This window comes from Pseudomonas putida S13.1.2, from assembly GCF_000498395.2.
GTDB classification, from domain to species: domain Bacteria; phylum Pseudomonadota; class Gammaproteobacteria; order Pseudomonadales; family Pseudomonadaceae; genus Aquipseudomonas; species Aquipseudomonas putida_Q.
Map to the genome: position 1 here is coordinate 3,821,752 of NZ_CP010979.1, position 19,093 is coordinate 3,840,844.

Below are 19,093 nucleotides of genomic sequence, written 5' to 3' on the forward strand. Positions count from 1 at the left end.
CGCAGTCAGACTTTGAAGCGCGACACGCCGCCACGCAGGCCGGCGGCCACCTGGCTCAGTTCATCGATGGCAAAACTGGCCTGGCGCAGCGACTCGACGGTCTGGGTACTGGCATCGCTGAGTTGGGCCAGCGCCTGGTTGATCTGCTCGGCACCGGTGGCCTGGGCCTGCATGCCTTCGTTGACCATCAGTACGCGCGGCGCCAAGGCCTGCACCTGATGAATGATCTGGCTGAGCTGCTCGCCCACCTGCTGCACCTCGAACATGCCGCGGCGCACTTCTTCAGAGAACTTGTCCATGCCCATGACGCCGGCCGACACCGCCGACTGGATTTCGCGCACCATCTGCTCGATGTCGTAGGTGGCCACGGCGGTCTGGTCGGCCAGGCGGCGCACTTCGGTGGCCACTACGGCAAAGCCACGGCCATACTCGCCGGCCTTTTCCGCTTCGATGGCGGCGTTGAGCGACAGCAGGTTGGTCTGGTCGGCCACCTTGACGATGGTCACCACCATCTGGGTGATGTTGCTGGCCTTTTCGTTGAGGATACCGAGCTTGGCGTTGACCAGGTCGGCAGCGCCCATCACCTGGTGCATGGTCTCCTCCATGCGTGCCAGCCCCTGCTGGCCGGAGCCGGCCAGGCTGGAAGCCTGATCAGCGGCGGAGGTGACTTCGGTCATGGTACGCACCAGATCACGCGAGGTGGCGGCGATTTCCCGCGAGGTGGCGCCGATTTCGGTGGTGGTGGCGGCCGTTTCGGTGGCGGTGGCCTGCTGTTGCTTGGACGTGGCGGCAATTTCGGTAACCGACGTGGTCACCTGCACCGACGAGCGCTGGGCCTGGGCCACCAGGTTGGCCAGTGCCTCGGCCATTTCGTTGAAGCCGCTTTCGATGGCGCCGAACTCGTCCTTGCGGTCCAGGCTCAGGCGCATGCTCAGGTCGCCTGAACGCAGCTTGTCGAGGGCATGCACAATACGCTGCATGGGAGCGGTAATGGCACGCATCAGCAGCAGGCCGCAGATGCCGGCGGCGACGATTGCCAGCAGCAGCGATACCACCATGCTGCCCTTGGCCGTGCTGACGGCGCTGACGATCTCGTTGGTGGCGGAGTCGGCAGACGCCCGATTGTGCTCGATCACTTCATTCAGGTGCTTGCGGCCATCTACCCAGGCCGGCGTCAGCACCTCGATGATCAGCCGTTCGGCTTCGGCATAGTTGTGCTGACGGTAAGTGTCCAGCACCTGACCGACGATCTTCATGTAGCTCTCTTCCTGCTGCACGAAGTTGTCGAAGCGGGTCTGGTCGTCCTTGTCCTGGATGGTGGACTGGTAGCTGGCCATGTGTTGCTTGAGCCGGTCTTCGAAGCTTTTGAACAGCTCCATGTCGGCCGACGTGATTTCACGGTGGTTGGACAGGCCCACCAGTTGCTGGCTGGTGACGTAGCTGTCGACCCAGGCGCTGCGGATCATCGAGCTGTAGTAGACCCCGGGAATGCTGTCGGTCCCCACTGCCTCCTCGGCGGTTTCGATGGCCACCAACCGCGAGTAGGCGGCCACGATCATCAGCAGCATGATGGCGATGATCACGGCGAAACTTGCCAGGATCCGTTGGCGCAAGGTCCAGTTCTTCACATTCAGCCCTCAGGAATTCACAACGAGCGGGAAAAATCGCTGAAGTATAGCCCAGAGGCCTTACAGATTTGCGGGTGAAGTGAGGGGTAAACAGGCATCGCTGCTGATGGACATGTCACAGGGGCTGCTGTGCAGCCCTTCGCGGGCACGCCCGCTCCCACAGGTATCATGATAACCCTGTGGGAGCTGGCTTGCCGGCGATGGGCTAACGCAGCTCCCAGTTATTGGCCAGCAGCAAGCCGTACCTGGCTTTCCAGCTCCTGGCGCAGGGCTGGGTCCAGACGCAGCTGGCGGGCCAGTTCGTCCAGGTAAGAACGCTCCATGAAGTTTTCCTGGTCGACCATCATCACGCTGGCCAGGTACATCTCGGCGGCCATTTCTGGCGTTTGCGCGGCGCGGGCCACCTCAGCCGGGTCCAGCGGTTTGTTCAGCTCGGCATGCAGCCAGTGCTGCAGTTCGCGATCGCTGTCCAGGCGGGTGAACTCGCCCTCGATCAGCGCCCGCTCCCGCTCGTCGATATGGCCATCGGACTTGGCCGCCGCCACCAGCGCTCGCAGCACCGCCTGGCTGTGCTGCTCGGCCTGGGCAGGCGGCAGGCGGTCGACGGTTTGCGGTTCGGCGGCGGCCCCCCGCTGGTTGGCCTGCCAGTTGCCGTAGGCTTTGTAGGCCAGCACCCCCAGCGCGGCCAGGCCGCCATAGGTCAGGGCTTTGCCGCCGTACTTTCGGGCCTTCTTGCTGCCCAGCAACAAGCCCAGAGCGCCGCCACCCAACAGGCCGCCACCTGCGCCGGACAACAGCCCGCCAAGGCCACCGGCAGCGCTGCCGGACTTGTTGGCGCCCCCCTGTTTTTCGAGCATTTGCTGGCCGGATTTGAGGAGTTGATCAAGCAAGCCCCGGGTGTTCATTCGTGTGTCTCCACGCAAGAAGATTCAACCGCCAGAGTAAGGCTTGGCGCAGCACACGCCATGCTGGATTTGCTTCCGGATGTTGCATTGGCTGGCAAAAAGCCAACTAGACTCGATATCGCCAATACGTCGCGCGACCGCTCTACGCTTATAACGATTGCTTCACGGCTTGCTTGATGACTGCCCCGAACAAGATCTGCAAAAAGAGGGAACACCATGTCAGTGCACAAGACCGCATTGCTCGGCGCCATGACTGGCGCCGTGCTGGCCAGCGCCAGCCTGCAGGCTGCCGAACCGCCCAAGGCCCTGGGGCCTGGCGAGGGGCGCCTGGATATCGTTGCCTGGCCCGGCTACATCGAGCGCGGTGAAAGCGACAAGGCCTACGACTGGGTGACCGGTTTCGAGAAGGAAACCGGCTGCAAGGTCAGTGTAAAGACTGCCGCCACCTCCGACGAGATGGTCAGCCTGATGACCAAGGGCGGTTATGACCTGGTCACCGCCTCGGGCGATGCCTCGCTGCGGCTGATTGCGGGCAAGCGCGTGCAGCCGATCAACACCGCCCTGATCCCCAACTGGAAGAACATCGACCCGCGCCTGCAGAACGGTGGCTGGTACGTGGTCGACAAGCAGGTATACGGCACCCCTTATCAGTGGGGGCCGAACGTGCTGCTGTACAACACCAATACCTTCAAGCAGGCCCCTACCAGCTGGGGTGTGGTGTTCGAGCCGCAGAACTTGCCCGACGGCAAGCCGAACAAGGGCCGTGTGCAGGCCTATGACGGGCCGATCTACATCGCCGACGCAGCGCTGTACCTGAAGTCGACCAAGCCCGAACTGGGTATCAAGGACCCTTACGAGCTGAACGAGGAGCAATACAAGGCCGTGCTGGAACTGCTGCGCCAGCAGCAACCGCTGATCCACCGTTACTGGCATGACGCCACAGTGCAGATGAGCGACGTGAAGAACGAAGGCGTGGTCGCCTCCAGTTCCTGGGGCTACATGGTCAATGGCCTGAAGGCCGAGAACCAGCCGGTGGCCTCGACCATTCCCAAGGAAGGCGCAACCGGCTGGGCCGACACCACCATGCTGCACAGCGAGGCCAAGCACCCCAACTGCGCCTACAAGTGGATGGACTGGTCATTGCAGCCGAAGGTGCAAGGTGATGTAGCAGCCTGGTTCGGCTCCTTACCGGCGGTGCCGGCGGCGTGCACCGGCAGCGAACTGTTGGGCGCCGAGGGGTGCAAGACCAACGGTTTCGACAATTTCGACAAGATTGCCTTCTGGAAAACCCCGCAGGCCCAGGGGGGCAAGTTTGTGCCGTATAGCCGCTGGACCCAGGACTACATTGCGATCATGGGTGGGCGCTAAAAGTTACTTGGCCTGCCCTGGCCCTATCGCCGGCAAGCCAGCTCCCACAGGGTCTGCACAGGCCCCAGCCTTGCGCATGACTTGTGGGAGCTGGCTTGCCGGCGATAGGGCCAGGGCAGGCAATACATAGACAACTGAGTACTGCCTATGCCCCTAGCCGTCCAGTTCACCCAGGTTTCCCGCACCTTCGGCGAGGTCAAGGCGGTCGACCAGGTCAGTATCGACATCATCGATGGCGAGTTCTTCTCCATGCTCGGCCCTTCGGGTTCGGGCAAGACCACCTGCCTGCGGCTGATCGCCGGCTTCGAGCAACCCACGAGTGGTTCGATCCGCATCCACGGTGCCGAAGCCGCTGGCGTGCCGCCCTACCAGCGCGACGTCAACACCGTGTTCCAGGACTACGCCCTGTTCCCGCACATGAACGTGCTGGACAACATCGCCTACGGCCTGAAGGTAAAGGGCGTGGCAAAGGCCGAACGCCACAGCCGCGCCGAAGAAGCCCTGGCCATGGTGGCCCTGGCCGAATATGGCGCGCGCAAGCCGGCGCAGCTGTCCGGCGGCCAGCGCCAGCGTGTGGCCCTGGCCCGTGCCCTGGTCAACCGGCCACGGGTATTGCTGCTGGATGAACCACTGGGCGCGCTGGACCTGAAGTTGCGCGAACAGATGCAGGGCGAGCTGAAAAAGCTGCAACGCCAGCTGGGCATCACCTTCATCTTCGTCACCCACGACCAGACCGAGGCCCTGTCGATGTCCGACCGGGTCGCGGTGTTCAACCGCGGCCGTATCGAACAGGTCGACACCCCGCGCAATCTGTACATGAAGCCCGCCACCACTTTCGTCGCTGAATTCGTCGGCACTTCCAACGTGGTGCGTGGCGAACTGGCCATGCAGCTCAACGGTAGCCCGGCGCCCTTCTCCATCCGCCCCGAGCACATCCGCCTGGGCGACCTTGTGGTCACCAGCCACGAAGTGCAGGTAAGCGGCCTGTTGCGCGATATCCAGTACCAGGGCAGCGCCACCCGCTTCGAGTTGCAACTGGACAGCGGCCAGCTGTTGGCGGTAAGCCAGGCCAACGACCGCTGGCAAGCGCAGGCCCACCCCTGGCAGCCCGGGCAACGGGTGCAGGCACACTGGCCCCGCGAGGCCATGACCGTGTTGCAGGAAACCGAGGCCCGCTGAGATGAGCACACTGCGCAGCCTGGCCAACCTGCTGTACCGGCGGCCCAACCTGTACCTGGCACTGCTGCTGGTACCCCCGCTGACCTGGTTCGGCGCAATCTACCTGGGTTCGTTGCTGAACCTGCTGTGGCAAGGCTTCTATACCTTCGACGACTTCACCATGGCGGTGACCCCGGACCTGACCCTGGGCAACTTCGCCGCGCTGTTCAACCCATCGAACTTCGACATCATCCTGCGCACCCTGGGCATGGCGGTGGCGGTGTCGTTGGCCAGCGCGGTACTGGCCTTCCCCATCGCCTATTACATGGCGCGCTACACCAGCGGCAAGACCAAGGCGTTTTTCTACATAGCGGTAATGATGCCGATGTGGGCCAGCTATATCGTCAAGACTTATGCCTGGACCCTGCTGCTGGCCAAGGGCGGCGTGGCCCAGTGGTTCGTCCAGCAGTTGCACCTGGACGGCCTGCTGCAAGCGGTGCTGGCGGTGCCGGGCGTGGGCGGCAGCACGCTGTCGACTTCCCAGCTGGGGCGCTTCATGGTGTTCGTGTACATCTGGCTGCCGTTCATGATCCTGCCGATACAGGCCGCGCTGGAGCGCCTGCCGCCTTCGCTGCTGCAAGCCTCGGCAGACCTTGGCGCACGGCCTGGGCAAACCTTCGTGCAGGTGATCTTGCCGCTGTCGATCCCGGGCATCGCCGCCGGCTCCATCTTTACCTTCTCGCTCACCCTGGGTGACTTCATCGTGCCGCAACTGGTCGGCCCACCCGGGTACTTCATCGGCAGCATGGTCTATGCCCAGCAAGGGGCGATCGGCAACATGCCGATGGCCGCCGCGTTCACCCTGGTGCCCATCGTGCTGATTGCGGTGTACCTGTCCATCGTCAAGCGCCTGGGGGCCTTCGATGCACTCTGAAAAAGCTTCAATAGGGCTGCGACTGGCGGCTTGGGGCGGGCTGCTGTTCCTGCACTTCCCGATCCTGATCATCTTCTTGTACGCCTTCAACACCGAAGACGCGGCATTCAGCTTCCCACCCAAGGGCTTCACCCTGAAGTGGATTGGCGTGGCCTTCGCCCGCCCCGATGTGCTGGAGGCGATCAAGCTGTCGCTGCAGGTGGCCTGCCTGGCCACGCTGATTGCCCTGGTGCTCGGCACACTGGCGTCAGTCGCATTGTATCGGCGCAGCTTCTTCGGCAAAGAGAGCATTTCGTTGATGCTGATCCTGCCCATCGCCCTGCCCGGCATCATCACCGGCATCGCCCTGCTCTCGGCATTCAAGTCCCTGGGGATAGAGCCCGGGGTGTTCACCATCGTGGTCGGCCACGCCACGTTCTGCGTGGTGATCGTCTACAACAATGTGATCGCCCGCCTGCGGCGCACCTCGCAAAGCCTGATCGAAGCGTCGATGGACCTGGGCGCCGATGGCTGGCAGACCTTCCGCTACATCATCCTGCCCAACCTCGGCTCGGCGCTGCTGGCCGGCGGCATGCTGGCTTTTGCGCTGTCGTTCGATGAAATCATCGTCACCACCTTCACCGCCGGCCACGAACGCACCCTGCCGATCTGGCTGCTCAACCAGCTGAGCCGCCCGCGCGACGTGCCGGTGACCAACGTGGTCGCCATGCTGGTGATGCTGGTGACCATGCTGCCAATCCTTGGCGCCTATTACCTGACCCGTGGCGGCGAAAGCGTCGCGGGCAGTGGCAAATGACCCTGGAGGAGCCCCGATGCAAACGCAGATGCTGATCAATGGCCAACTGATCGCCGGCCAAGGCCCGGCCTGGACCGTGCTCAACCCCGCGCTGGGAACCGCCCTGGCGCAGATCAACGAAGCCACCGAAGCCCAGGTGGACAGCGCCGTGCGCGCCGCCGACCAGGCCTTCGACAGCTGGTCGCAAACCAGCCCCAAGGACCGCTCGCAAACCTTGCTGGCGCTGGCGGATGCCATCGAAGCCCATGGCGATGAGCTGGCCCGGCTGGAATCGCAGAACTGCGGCAAGCCCCTGAGCGCCGCGCTGAACGATGAAATCCCGGCGATTGCCGATGTGTTCCGCTACTTTGCCGGCGCGGCGCGCTGCCTGGGCGGCTTGGCCGCGGGCGAGTACCTGCCGGGCCACACCTCGATGATCCGCCGCGACCCATTGGGTGTGGTTGCCTCCATCGCGCCGTGGAACTATCCGCTGATGATGTTGGCGTGGAAGATCGCCCCGGCCCTGGCAGCCGGCAACACGGTGGTGATCAAACCCTCCGAACTGACCCCGCTGACTGCCTTGCGCCTGGGTGAACTGGCCCAGGACCTGCTGCCGCCGGGCGTGCTGAACATTCTGTTTGGCCGCGGCCAGACCGTCGGCAACCCGCTGGTCAACCATCCCAAGGTGCGCATGGTGTCGCTGACAGGCTCCATACCCACTGGCGCGCACATCATCAGCGCCACCGCCGACAGCGTGAAACGCATGCACATGGAGCTGGGCGGCAAGGCCCCTGTGCTGGTGTTCGACGATGCCGACATCGACGCCGCCATCGACGGCATCCGCACCTTCGGCTTCTACAACGCCGGCCAGGACTGCACCGCAGCCTGTCGCCTGTACGTGCAGGCCGGAATCTACGAGCGCTTTGTCGAGCGCCTGGGTGAAGCCGTAGCCAGCCTCAAGCCTGGGTTGCAGGAGGCTGAGGACACCGAGCTGGGGCCGCTGATCAGTGCCCAGCATCGCGACAAGGTCGCCGGGCTGGTGGAGCGGGCCATCGCTCAACCGCACATCCGCCTGGTGACGGGGGGCAAGGCAATTGATGGCGATGGTTTTTACTTCGAGCCGACCGTGCTGGCCGACGCGCTGCAGGACGACGAGATCGTACGCAACGAAGTGTTCGGCCCTGTGGTATCGGTCACCCGCTTCAATGACGAAGCCCAGGCGCTGGAATGGGCCAACGACTCCAACTACGGCCTGGCCTCATCGGTCTGGACCCGCGACACCGGCCGCGCCCATCGCCTGGCGGCGCGCTTGCAGTATGGCTGCACCTGGGTGAATACCCACTTCATGCTGGTCAGCGAAATGCCCCATGGCGGGCAGAAGCATTCGGGGTATGGGAAGGATATGTCGATGTATGGGCTGGAGGACTACACCTGCGTGCGGCATGTGATGATCAAGCATTAAGTGCTCTGACCGAGGGTGTTGACTGCCCCTCGGTCAAAATCTCAGAAATTTCCTTCAACCGAGATCGACTTGAGACGTGTGAAAAGAGCATCAAACAACGGGTCAGCGATATCCTCAGCAAGGCTGCCTATAACTGATTCGAGCTGCCGACACGGTCATTGTAGGAGCGGCCTTGCGTCGCGATGGGCTGCGAAGCGGCCCCAGCATTGTCAGCGGCGGAGCTGAAAATCTGGGGCCGCTTCGCAGCCCATCGCGACACAAGGCCGCTCCTACAGGGACCGCGCAAGGGTTGGGTCAGTCGCGCAGATCGGACTCGTGAATCGGGTTGGCGCGGCTGGTCGCGCGTTGGTATTGCGCAGGCCAGGTGGCCTTGTTGCCGCCCAGGTCGTCGTCGGCGTGCAGTGGCCAGTACGGGTCACGCAACAGCTCGCGGGCGAGGAAGATGAGGTCGGCCTGGCCGGTGCGCAGGATGTGCTCGGCCTGGGCCGGTTCAGTGATCATGCCCACGGTGCCGGTGGCAATTTCCGATTCCTTGCGCACGCGTTCGGCGAAGCGGGTCTGGTAGCCGGGGCCGGTGGGGATCTCGGCGTTTATCGAGGTACCGCCAGAGGACACATCGATCAGGTCCACACCCAACCCTCGCAAGCGGCGGGCCAGTTCGACGGTTTCATCCGGGTTCCAGCCGTCCTCGACCCAATCGGTTGCCGAAACCCGCACCAACAGCGGCAATTCGGCAGGCCAGACCGTGCGCACGGCCTCGACCACCTGCAAGGTCAGACGGATACGGTTTTCGAAGCAACTACCGTACTCGTCACGGCGCTGGTTGCTCAGTGGTGACAGGAACTGGTGCAGCAGGTAGCCATGGGCGGCGTGTATTTCGACTACCTTGAAACCGGCCTTCAAGGCGCGTTCGGTCGCGGCGACAAAGGCCGCGATCACGCCCTGGATCTCGTTCGGGGTCAGCTCGTGTGGCGGTGTGTGTTGCGGGTCGAAGGCGATCTTCGATGGGCCTACTGGCTGCCAGCCTCCCTCTTCAAGCTTCACACTGCCCTGTTTGCCCAGCCATGGGCGATAGGTACTGGCCTTGCGCCCGGCGTGCGCCAACTGTATGCCCGGCACGGCGCCCTGGGCGGTGATGAAACGGGTGATGCGTTGCAGCGGCGCGATCTGGGCGTCGTCCCACAGGCCCAGGTCTTCGGCGGTGATGCGGCCATCGGCGGTAACTGCCACGGCTTCCGTGATCACCAGACCGGCGCCACCCACAGCACGGCTGCCCAAATGGACAAGGTGCCAGTCGTTGGCCAGGCCATCGATGGCGGAATACTGGCACATCGGCGATACCGCGATGCGGTTGGGCAAGGTCAGCTGACGCAGGGTGTAAGGCTCGAGCAGCAGGCTCATGAGGGCACCTCCCAAGGACTCCAATGGTGATCCGGCCCGGACACTCAATTGCACGTCCCTGGCCCAGGTCCGGTCATAACTTCAGACTAGACCAGAATGGGTGGGGGGGAGGTTCCATGGGATTTGGGTGCCTGCCTTGAGAGCGATGTCGTCTTTGAGATCGAGCGCCGCGCGGGCGGCGCTCGATTTCCGCCACACCAAACAAATCAAGGCAAGCCCAGCGAACCCGTCAGCGCGGCTCCATGTGGGCAATCATCAACTGCACGCTTTCGTTGCCACGAAACTCGTTCACATCCAGCTTGTACGCCAGTTCGACCCAGCGCACCGTCGGGTTCGGCCACACTTCGCGGTCGACGCCGAAGGCAATACCATCCAGGCGCACCGCACCACACTCGCTCTTGAGCACCACCTTCAGGTGCCGCTCGCCCACCACGCGCTGCTCCACCAGCTGGAACACGCCGTGGAACAGCGGCTCGGGGAAATGCTGGCCCCAGGGCCCGGCGTGGCGCAGGGCCTTGGCCAGGTCGAGGTGGAATTCCTCCACGGCCAGGCTGCCATCGGACAACAGCCGGCCTGTCAGGTCTTCCTCACGCAGCTGGCGCCGCACTTCTTCGTCGAACGCCTGGGCAAAGGCCGGGAAATTACCCTCGGGCAACGATAACCCCGCCGCCATGGCGTGGCCGCCGAACTTGCTGATCAGTTGCGGGTGACGCGCCGCCACGGCATCCAGCGCATCGCGGATGTGGAAGCCCGGCACCGAGCGCGCCGAGCCTTTGAGCATGCCCTCGCCGGCATCCGCGAAGGCGATGGTTGGCCGGTGATAACGCTCTTTAAGGCGCGAAGCCAGAATACCGATTACACCCTGGTGCCAGTCGGCATCGAACAGGCACAGTCCATACGGCATCGACTCGACCGGCAGGTCCTTGAGCTGGGCCAGGGCCTCGCGCTGCATGCCCTGCTCGATGGACTTGCGGTCCTGATTCAAATCGTCCAGCTGCTGGGCCATGTCCTGGGCCAGCGCCGCGTCTTCGCACAACAGGCATTCGATGCCCAGGCTCATGTCGTCCAGGCGGCCAGCGGCGTTCAGCCGTGGGCCGAGGATAAAACCAAGGTCAGTCGAGGTGATGCGCCGGTGATCGCGGCGGGCCACTTCGAGAATCGCCTTCAGCCCTGGCCGGGCGCGGCCGGCGCGGATGCGCTCGAGGCCCTGGTGCACCAGGATGCGGTTGTTGGCGTCCAGCGGCACCACGTCGGCGACGCTGCCCAACGCAACCAGGTCGAGCAGTTCGCCGATGTTGGGCTGTGGTTGCGTCTCGTAGCGCCCCAGGCTGCGCAGGCGCGCGCGCAGGGCCATCAGCACGTAGAAGATCACCCCTACCCCGGCCAGCGCCTTGCTCGGGAACGTACAGCCCGGCTGGTTAGGGTTGATGATGGCGTCGGCGTCGGGCAATTGCTGGCCCGGCAGGTGGTGGTCGGTGACCAGCACCTTGAGCCCGGCGGCCTTGGCTGCCGCCACACCCTCGACGCTGGAAATGCCGTTGTCCACGGTGATCAGCAGTTGCGGCTGACGCTGCAGCGCCACCTCGACGATTTCCGGGGTCAGGCCATAGCCGTATTCGAAGCGGTTGGGCACCAGGTAATCGACGTGGGCTGCACCCATCAGGCGCAGGCCCAGCACCCCGACGGTGCTGGCGGTGGCGCCATCGGCATCGAAGTCGCCAACGATAAGAATGCGCTGGCGCTGGTCCAGCGCCTCGACCAGCAGGTCGACACCGGCCTCGATGCCCTTGAGTTGCTGGTAGGGCAGCAGGCGCGCCAGGCTTTTGTCCAGTTCGGCCTCGCACTGTACGCCGCGCGCGGCGTACAGACGGGTCAACAAGGGTGGCAGGTTACCCAGAAATGGCAGGGTCGGCGGCAGGGGGCGAGGTTCGATGCGCATGGGTCGCTTCAGCCACGCTCACCGAGCAGCCACTGCAGTTGCACCTCGTGCTGGCCACGGTCATCGGTCACGAACACCGTACCTTCACTGATCATCACGTCCCACTTGATGCTGCGCGGCATGTCGGTAGCCAGCGTCTCCAGCACCTCCTGAGGCACGGCAGCGATGTTCAGGTTTTTCAGGTTCTTGACCGCGCCCACCACCTTGCCCTCCCACACGCGCAGGCTGCCATAGGCCAGCAGGCTGGTGCGTTCGGTGCGGCGCGAGCACCAGGTCAGGCGGTCGGCGTCCGGCTGGCCTACTTCGATCCAGTGCAACACACGATCGTCCAGGCTCTTTTCCCACAGCGCCGGCTCATCGACATCCGACAGACCGCGGCCAAACGACAAGTTCTCGTTGTACCAGAGCGCATACGCCAACAGACGAACCGCCATACGCTCTTCGGTTTCCGAAGGGTGGCGAGCAATGGTCTGCTTGACGCTTTCGTAGACATTGCGGTCAAGGTCGGTCAGATTCAATTCGAACTTGTAGGTGGTGGACGGCTGGGCCATGGTCGACGGGCTTCGTGCAAAAGAAAAGTGGCACAGTCTAACCCATCCGCTCCCTCCATGCGCCGCAGCAGTACCCGGCGAAACCGACGTGTGATAAAACCACGGCTCTGCCCAGCTGCCACGGATGCCCCATGTCGACGCCCAGCAAACCCCTCGCCGGCCTCAAAGTTGTCGAACTCGGCACCCTGATTGCCGGGCCGTTCGCCTCGCGCATCTGCGCCGAATTCGGCGCCGAGGTGATCAAGGTCGAATCCCCCGACGGCGGCGACCCGTTGCGCAAGTGGCGCAAGCTGTATGAGGGCACTTCGCTGTGGTGGTTCGTGCAGGCGCGCAACAAGCAATCGCTCACCCTCAACCTCAAGCACCCCGAAGGCCTCGAGATTCTGAAGCGCCTGCTGGCCGACGCCGACATCCTGATCGAGAACTTCCGCCCGGGCGTGCTGGAAAAACTCGGCCTGGGCTGGGATGTGCTGCATGCGCTTAACCCGCGCCTGGTGATGGTGCGCCTCTCGGGCTTTGGCCAGACCGGGCCGATGAAAGACCAACCGGGCTTCGGCGCCGTGGGCGAATCGATGGGCGGTTTGCGCTACATCACCGGCTTCGACGACCGCCCGCCGGTGCGCACGGGCATTTCCATCGGTGACTCGATTGCCGCCCTGTGGGGGGTGATCGGTGCGCTGATGGCGCTGCGCCACCGCGAGGTCAATGGCGGCCAGGGCCAGGTGGTGGACGTGGCGCTGTACGAGGCGATCTTCGCCATGATGGAAAGCATGGTCCCGGAGTTCGATGTGTTCGGTTTTATCCGCGAGCGCACCGGCAACATCATGCCGGGTATCACCCCCTCCTCCATCCACACCAGCGCCGACGGCAAGCACGTGCAGATCGGCGCCAACGGCGATGCCATCTTCAAGCGCTTCATGCAGGCCATCGGCCGTGCCGACCTGGCAGACGACCCGGCCCTGGCCAGCAACGATGGCCGCGACCTGCGCCGTGACGAGCTGTACGGGGTGATCGACCGCTGGGCCAACAGCCTGCCTCTTGAGCAACTGATGCAGGTACTGACCACGGCCGAAGTACCGGCCAGCCGTATCTATTCGGCCGAGGACATGTTCAATGACCCGCAGTACCTGGCGCGGGAAATGTTCCTGCAGGCCAAGCTGCCGGACGGCAAGCCGTTCCGCATGCCGGGCATCGTGCCCAAGCTGTCGGATACACCTGGCTCCACCGAATGGGTCGGCCCGGCGCTGGGCGAACACACCGAGGCATTGCTCACCCGCCTGGGCTACGACGCAGCGGCCATTGCCGGCCTGCGCGAAGCCGGCGCGGTCTGACGCCTGGCGCCGCCCTCGCCCATGCGCGCTGCCCGCGGGTTACGCCACCTGATCCTGCTGTGCGGGCTACTGCCCGCATTGCTGCTGCAGCCTGTCAGCGCCAAGGAACGCCTCTTCTGGCTGGTGCGTGACCTGCCGCCGTTCACCATTTTTGCAGGCCCGGAAGAAGGCCAAGGGGTGATCGACCAGTTGCTGCCTCTGTTGATCGGGCAGATGCCCGAATACGACCACAGCATTGTGCGGGTCAACCGCGCCCGTGGCATCCAGATGCTGCAAGACCGCAACAGCTTCACTTGCGACCCTACCCTGCTATGGACCCCGGAACGTGCCGAGTATGTGCGTTTTTCCAGGCCATCGCTGGGCGTCCTCAGCGGTGGCCTGGTGCTGCGCAAGGAAAACCAGGCGCTGGTGGCACCGTACCTCGATGGCCAGCAGGTCGACCTGCGTGGCCTGCTGAGCAACGATTCGCTGAAGCTGGGGATTGTTGCAGAACGCAGCTACGGCACCCAGATCGACGCCATCCTGCGCCAGTTGCCCGACAGCATGCTCAGCCGCCACTACGGCAACGAGGCGACCGCCAACCTGCTACAGATGCAACAGCTGGGGCGCCTGCGCATGGTCCTCGGCTACTGGCCGGAGGTGCGCTATCTGATCCAGCAGCAAGGGGGGGCACTGGCGGATTACCAGTTTCATCCGGTGCAGGGGGTAGAGCGCTACCAGTTTCTGCATGTGGGTTGCTCGGACAGCCCTCTGGGGCGCGATGCCATCGCGCATATCGATCAGCTGTTACCTGCACTGCGCCGGGATGTGTTGCCAGCGTTGTATGCGCGCTGGCTGGACCCGGCGTTGCAGGAAGACTATCTGGAAGACAGCAAGCGCTTTTTCCAAGACCAATAGCTGGTCGATCGGCAAGGCCGCTCCTACAGGGAAATGTGCTTAGTCAGAAAAAAGAAACCCCGGACGCTGGGGAGGACGCCCGGGGCCAAGCGAAAGCCGATTGAGGCTTCCCGAGGCAGCCTTGCCAGCGCCGGAGCAAAGCTCTGGCTGGCTACCCTCACACTGTCTGATAAACCACTCAGGCAAAGGTTCCCCTAGGTTGCTGACGCTGCTGCAGCGCCGCGATCACACAAGGCTGCAAACGCCCTTCGGCGATCTGCAAGTCACGGTGCAGGCCATCTACCAAATCAATCAACAGGCGTTGTTCCTGCAACTGACGCTCGCTAACCGTGCGCCGCAGGGTAATGCCGGCAACGGGGTCGTGAACGGTCAATTGGCGATTACCGCTGGCATCAGCGATGCCGAGCTGGGCCTGATAGGGAGTCAGGGCGTCGTTGAGCAGTTTGCAGATTCTTTCCATCCGGTTCACTCGCTGCGTGGTGGGATATAAAGGAACTGACCAACAGGCGCAGCGCAAAGTTCGTTATCCGCGGCTGTTTCAGTGAGCATGCGGGGCAGACGTGACAGTTTGAATACGCGGCCACGGGCGCACGTGCAACACTTGCAAGGCACGCTGCAGGCGCGTGGACGAAAGCGGCCAGGGGAGTTCGGCGAGCACCCAGAGGCCCCGCTTTCTTGCCTCCTGGGCAAGGTCCTGGTGCTTGGGTGTGGGTTGGCCAACGAACAGCAACGCACGTGATCGATGCTGCCGAGCGAGCAAAGAAAGGCCAGCCCGGGTTGGCATGGCATGGTCGAGAATCAGCAGGTCGGGGCAACGTTCAGCGGTCAGGCAGGCGTCCAGGTCGGTAGCGTTCGCGCTGATGCGCACGTTGAACATACCTTGGGCGTTGAGGGCCTGGTGCAGGAGGATCTGGTGGGATGGGCGGGCCTGGTGGATCAACACGTAGGGCTGGTGCATATGCCGCTCCTGGTGGGAGGACCGGCTAATTTAGGTTAGGCGTTCGGCGGGCCGAATAGGACTTTTCTGAGGGCCCCGTGGGAAAAGGCTGAGATTTTGGGGCTGCTCGGCAGCCCCAGAACGCAACGCAGTTACAGCGGCTTGCCGCGGTTACCGTGCTGGCTGACAAAGCCTTGCACTGCTTTCAGGTCATTTGCCAGTACCGTGCAACGCTCTTCACGGCTGAACAGGTCGCTGAGGTGTGCCGGCAGTTCCAGCGCCTTGCCTACACCCGCCTTCTCCACCGCTTCCGGGAACTTGACCGGGTGTGCGGTACCCAGCACCACCATCGGCGTGTCCAGGCTACGGCGGCACTCGCGTGCAGCCTTGACGCCGATCGCGGTGTGCGGGTCGAGCACTTCACCGGTGGCGGCGAAGACTTCGGCAATGGTCTCGCAGGTTTGCTCGTCACTTACCGCTAGCGAGTCGAACAGCTTGCGTGCTTCGGTCCAGCGGCCTTGCTCGACGCTGAAGCCGCCACCTTGCTTGAAGTTGGCCATCAGCTCGGCAATGGCGGCGCCGTTGCGCCCATGCAGGTCGAACAGCAGGCGCTCGAAGTTGGACGAGACCATGATGTCCATCGACGGCGACAGGGTCGCGTGCAGGGTGTCCTTGACGTACTGGTTGCCGCTCATGAAGCGGTGCAGGATGTCGTTGCGGTTGGTGGCGACGACCAGCTGGCTGACCGGCAGGCCCATGTTGCGCGCCAGGTAGCCGGCGAAGATGTCACCGAAGTTGCCGGTGGGCACCGAGAACGCCACCGAGCGCGCCGGGCCGCCCAGCTGCAGGGCTGCGTGGAAGTAGTAGACGATCTGGGCCATGATGCGTGCCCAGTTGATCGAGTTGACTGCCACCAGACGGGTGCCCTTGAGGAACGACTGGTCGGCGAAGCTGGCCTTGACCATTTCCTGGCAGTCGTCGAAGTTGCCTTCGATAGCGATGTTGTGGATGTTGTCGCCGAAGATGGTGGTCATCTGCCGGCGTTGCACTTCCGACACGCGCTGGTGCGGGTGCAGGATGAAGATGTCGACGTTGTCGCAACGGCGGCAGCCTTCAATGGCGGCGGAACCGGTGTCACCGCTGGTGGCACCGATGATCACCACGCGCTCGTTGCGCTTGGCCAGCACGTGGTCCAGCAAGCGGCCGAGCAGTTGCAGGGCGAAGTCCTTGAACGCCAGGGTCGGGCCGTGGAACAGCTCCAGCACCCACTCGTTGCTGTTCAGCTGGCGCAGCGGGGCGACCGCAGCGTGGGCGAACTCGCCGTAGGTTTCTTCGAGGATCTTCTTGAAGTCGGCGTCGGCGATGCTGCCTTCAACGAACGGGCGCATCACGCGGAAGGCCAGCTCGTGGTATGGCAGGCCAGCCCAGGAAGCGATTTCTTCCTGGGTGAAGCGTGGCAGGTTTTCCGGCACGTACAGGCCGCCGTCACTGGCCAGGCCAGCCAGCAGCACGTCTTCGAAATTCAGGGCCGGTGCCTGGCCGCGGGTACTGATATAGCGCATGGGTGCAAACCTTCGATGCTGGGGCCGGGGCCGCACTGGCGGCCCGACGGCAATAATTTTGTCAGTTGAGCTGTTCGACGCGGATGCGCACGACCTTGCCAATCACGTCCTGCAGGGCTTCCAGGGCGACGATGGCGTCGTTGATGCTCTGTTCGACCACACCATGGGTCAGGAGGATCATCGGCACCAGGCCGTCCTGCTCCTCGGCTTCCTTCTGCATGATCGACTCGATGTTGATGCCCCGCTCCGACAGGATGCTGGCCACCTGGGCCAGTACGCCCGGGTGATCCTTGGCCTGGATGCGCAGGTAATAGGCGCTTTCGCAGGCTTCGATCGGCAGGATCGGGTGGGCCGACAGCGAGTCTGGCTGGAAGGCCAGGTGCGGTACGCGGTTTTCCGGGTCGGACGTCATGGCACGGACCACGTCGACCAGGTCGCCGACCACCGACGAAGCGGTAGGCTCCATGCCGGCGCCAGCACCGTAGTACAGGGTGGAACCGGCAGCGTCACCGTTGACCATCACGGCGTTCATCACACCGTTGACGTTGGCGATCAGGCGGTCGGCCGGGATCAGCGTCGGGTGCACGCGCAGCTCGATGCCTTCGGCGGTGCGACGCGCCACGCCCAGGTGCTTGATGCGGTAGCCCAGGGCCTCGGCATAGTTCACGTCAGCAGTGGTCAGCTGGGTGATGCCTTCGGTGTAGGCCTTGTCGAACTGCAGCGGAATGCCGAAAGCGATGGACGCCAGGATGGTCAGCTTGTGCGCGGCGTCGATGCCTTCGACGTCGAAGGTCGGGTCGGCTTCGGCGTAACCCAGCGCCTGGGCTTCGGCCAGCACGTCCGGGAAGGCACGGCCCTTCTCACGCATTTCGGTGAGGATGAAGTTGCCGGTGCCGTTGATGATGCCGGCCAGCCAGTTGATGCGGTTGGCCGAGAGGCCTTCGCGGATGGCCTTGATCACCGGGATGCCACCGGCCACGGCCGCTTCGAAGGCGACGATCACACCCTTCTCGCGGGCCTTGGCAAAGATTTCGTTACCATGCACGGCAATCAGCGCCTTGTTGGCAGTGACCACATGCTTGCCGTTTTCGATGGCCTTGAGCACCAGGTCGCGGGCGATGGTGTAGCCACCGATCAGCTCGACGACAATATCGATCTCCGGGTTGCTCGCAACTTCGAACACGTCAGCGGTAATGGGGGTACCGGTAATCTGGCAGTTCGGGTTCTGCGAGCGCATGGCGATCTGTGCCACTTCAATACCGCGCCCGGCACGGCGGGCAATCTCCTCGGCGTTGCGCTGAAGTACATTGAAGGTTCCGCCACCGACGGTCCCCAACCCACAGATGCCTACTTTGACCGGTTTCACTGTGAACTCCCCATTGAACGGCCGACACTTTCGCCGACCGTGAAACATGCCGTCACCCCATGACGACGGCGTACTGAATTGGATTACTTGGCAAGTGCCAGCTTGGCGACCTGCGGTGCCGGCTGGTAGCCCGGAATGACCTGGCCGCTTTCGAGGACGATAGCCGGGGTACCATTGACGCCGATCGACTGGCCCAGCTGGAACTGCTTGCCGACCGGGTTGGCGCACTTGGCAGCCTTGATCTCTTCACCTTCGACCATCTTGTCCATCGCCCCGCGGCGGTCGCTGGAGCACCAGACCGCCTGCAGCTGCTGGTCACCCGGCGAGCCGAGCCCCTGGCGCGGGAAGGCGACATAGCGCACTTCGATACCGCGACGGTTCAGCTCGGGCACTTCGGCGTGCAGCTTGTGGCAATACGGGCAGGTGGTGTCGGTGAACACGGTGATGTGCGACTTGGTCTCGCCCTTGGCAGGATAAACCACCATCTCGGCGGCTGGAATGCCGTTGATGAGTTTGGCGACACCTTGGCGTTCGGTCTTCTCGGTGAGGTTGACCGGCTTGCCGTCCTGGATCTGGAACAGGTAGCCCTGCATCACGAACTGGCCGTCGGCACTGGCGTACAACACGCGGCCGCCCTGCAGCTTGACTTCGTACAGGCCGTTTAGCGGGCTGCTGGCCACACTTTCTACCGGTACTTCCAGCTCGAGGTTTTGCAACGATTTACGGATGGCCTGCTCGGCCCCGGCATTGCCATCGGTTGCCGCAGCAACGGCAAAGGTACTGGCCAGCGCCAACGCGGCGGCGGCGAAAAACTGGGTCACGCGCATGGGAACTCCTGAAGGCGGACAGGGGCCGGAGGGCGCCACCTGCGGAAAATAC

At 63.6% G+C, this 19,093-nt stretch carries 17 protein-coding genes; 7 read left to right on the forward strand and 10 right to left on the reverse strand.

What is annotated here, in order from left to right:
- Positions 1-5 precede the first annotated feature (5 nt).
- Positions 6-1,628, reverse strand: coding sequence for a methyl-accepting chemotaxis protein (locus tag N805_RS16885; protein ID WP_019473626.1), 1,623 nt, complete (start codon positions 1,626-1,628; stop codon positions 6-8).
- Between the two features lie 221 nt (positions 1,629-1,849).
- Entirely contained in the window at positions 1,850-2,533 is a 684-nt protein-coding gene (locus N805_RS16890; RefSeq protein WP_019473625.1) for a tellurite resistance TerB family protein, read from the reverse strand.
- A 216-nt stretch (positions 2,534-2,749) separates the two neighbouring features.
- Between N805_RS16890 and ydcS the strand changes: the two genes are divergently transcribed.
- The 5 genes from ydcS (at position 2,750) to N805_RS16915 (ending at position 8,230) form a co-directional block, all read left to right on the forward strand.
- Entirely contained in the window at positions 2,750-3,901 is a 1,152-nt protein-coding gene (gene ydcS / locus N805_RS16895) for a putative ABC transporter substrate-binding protein YdcS (protein ID WP_019473624.1), read from the forward strand.
- Between the two features lie 147 nt (positions 3,902-4,048).
- On the forward strand, positions 4,049-5,080 hold the full coding sequence (locus N805_RS16900; protein WP_019473623.1) for an ABC transporter ATP-binding protein: 1,032 nt from the start codon (positions 4,049-4,051) through the stop codon (positions 5,078-5,080).
- Position 5,081: 1 nt separating this feature from the next.
- On the forward strand, positions 5,082-5,993 hold the full coding sequence (locus N805_RS16905; RefSeq protein ID WP_019473622.1) for an ABC transporter permease: 912 nt from the start codon (positions 5,082-5,084) through the stop codon (positions 5,991-5,993).
- Positions 5,983-6,789 (forward strand): ABC transporter permease, encoded by an 807-nt coding sequence (locus N805_RS16910; RefSeq protein WP_019473621.1) that lies wholly within the window; start codon positions 5,983-5,985, stop codon positions 6,787-6,789. Before N805_RS16905 ends, N805_RS16910 begins: the two co-directional genes overlap by 11 nt.
- Positions 6,790-6,805: 16 nt before the next feature.
- Entirely contained in the window at positions 6,806-8,230 is a 1,425-nt protein-coding gene (locus tag N805_RS16915) for a gamma-aminobutyraldehyde dehydrogenase (RefSeq protein ID WP_019473620.1), read from the forward strand.
- Positions 8,231-8,524: 294 nt separating this feature from the next.
- Here the strand turns inward: N805_RS16915 and N805_RS16920 are convergent, their stop codons facing one another.
- The 3 genes from N805_RS16920 to N805_RS16930 form a co-directional block, all read right to left on the reverse strand.
- Positions 8,525-9,631, reverse strand: a complete 1,107-nt coding sequence (locus tag N805_RS16920; RefSeq protein WP_019473619.1) for an NADH:flavin oxidoreductase/NADH oxidase — start codon at positions 9,629-9,631, stop codon at positions 8,525-8,527.
- A 229-nt stretch (positions 9,632-9,860) separates the two neighbouring features.
- Positions 9,861-11,570 carry a single-stranded-DNA-specific exonuclease RecJ gene (gene recJ, locus N805_RS16925; protein WP_019473618.1) on the reverse strand — a complete coding sequence of 570 codons (1,710 nt, stop codon included), beginning with the start codon at positions 11,568-11,570 and terminating at the stop codon, positions 9,861-9,863.
- A gap of 8 nt (positions 11,571-11,578) precedes the next feature.
- On the reverse strand, positions 11,579-12,121 hold the full coding sequence (locus N805_RS16930) for a YaeQ family protein (RefSeq protein WP_016485154.1): 543 nt from the start codon (positions 12,119-12,121) through the stop codon (positions 11,579-11,581).
- Positions 12,122-12,252: 131 nt separating this feature from the next.
- On the opposite strand from N805_RS16930, the gene N805_RS16935 reads away from it, so the two are divergent.
- Positions 12,253-13,452: a CaiB/BaiF CoA transferase family protein gene (locus N805_RS16935; protein ID WP_019473617.1), complete on the forward strand. Its 1,200-nt coding sequence runs from the start codon at positions 12,253-12,255 to the stop codon at positions 13,450-13,452.
- Positions 13,453-13,473: 21 nt separating this feature from the next.
- Positions 13,474-14,349, forward strand: a complete 876-nt coding sequence (locus N805_RS16940) for a TIGR02285 family protein (protein ID WP_019473616.1) — start codon at positions 13,474-13,476, stop codon at positions 14,347-14,349.
- A gap of 178 nt (positions 14,350-14,527) precedes the next feature.
- Here the strand turns inward: N805_RS16940 and N805_RS30010 are convergent, their stop codons facing one another.
- From N805_RS30010 to N805_RS16965, 5 genes are all read right to left on the reverse strand, one after another.
- The gene (locus tag N805_RS30010) at positions 14,528-14,809 is read right to left on the reverse strand and encodes a DUF3509 domain-containing protein (protein WP_019473615.1); all 282 of its coding nucleotides are present in this window, start codon (positions 14,807-14,809) and stop codon (positions 14,528-14,530) included.
- A 78-nt stretch (positions 14,810-14,887) separates the two neighbouring features.
- Complete coding sequence (locus N805_RS16950) at positions 14,888-15,307, reverse strand: response regulator (protein WP_019473614.1); 420 nt, start codon at positions 15,305-15,307, stop codon at positions 14,888-14,890.
- A 131-nt stretch (positions 15,308-15,438) separates the two neighbouring features.
- Positions 15,439-16,848, reverse strand: coding sequence for a threonine synthase (gene thrC / locus N805_RS16955; protein WP_019473613.1), 1,410 nt, complete (start codon positions 16,846-16,848; stop codon positions 15,439-15,441).
- A gap of 61 nt (positions 16,849-16,909) precedes the next feature.
- On the reverse strand, positions 16,910-18,214 hold the full coding sequence (locus N805_RS16960; protein ID WP_019473612.1) for a homoserine dehydrogenase: 1,305 nt from the start codon (positions 18,212-18,214) through the stop codon (positions 16,910-16,912).
- An 83-nt stretch (positions 18,215-18,297) separates the two neighbouring features.
- Entirely contained in the window at positions 18,298-19,041 is a 744-nt protein-coding gene (locus N805_RS16965) for a thioredoxin fold domain-containing protein (protein WP_019473611.1), read from the reverse strand.
- Positions 19,042-19,093: the final 52 nt, after the last annotated feature.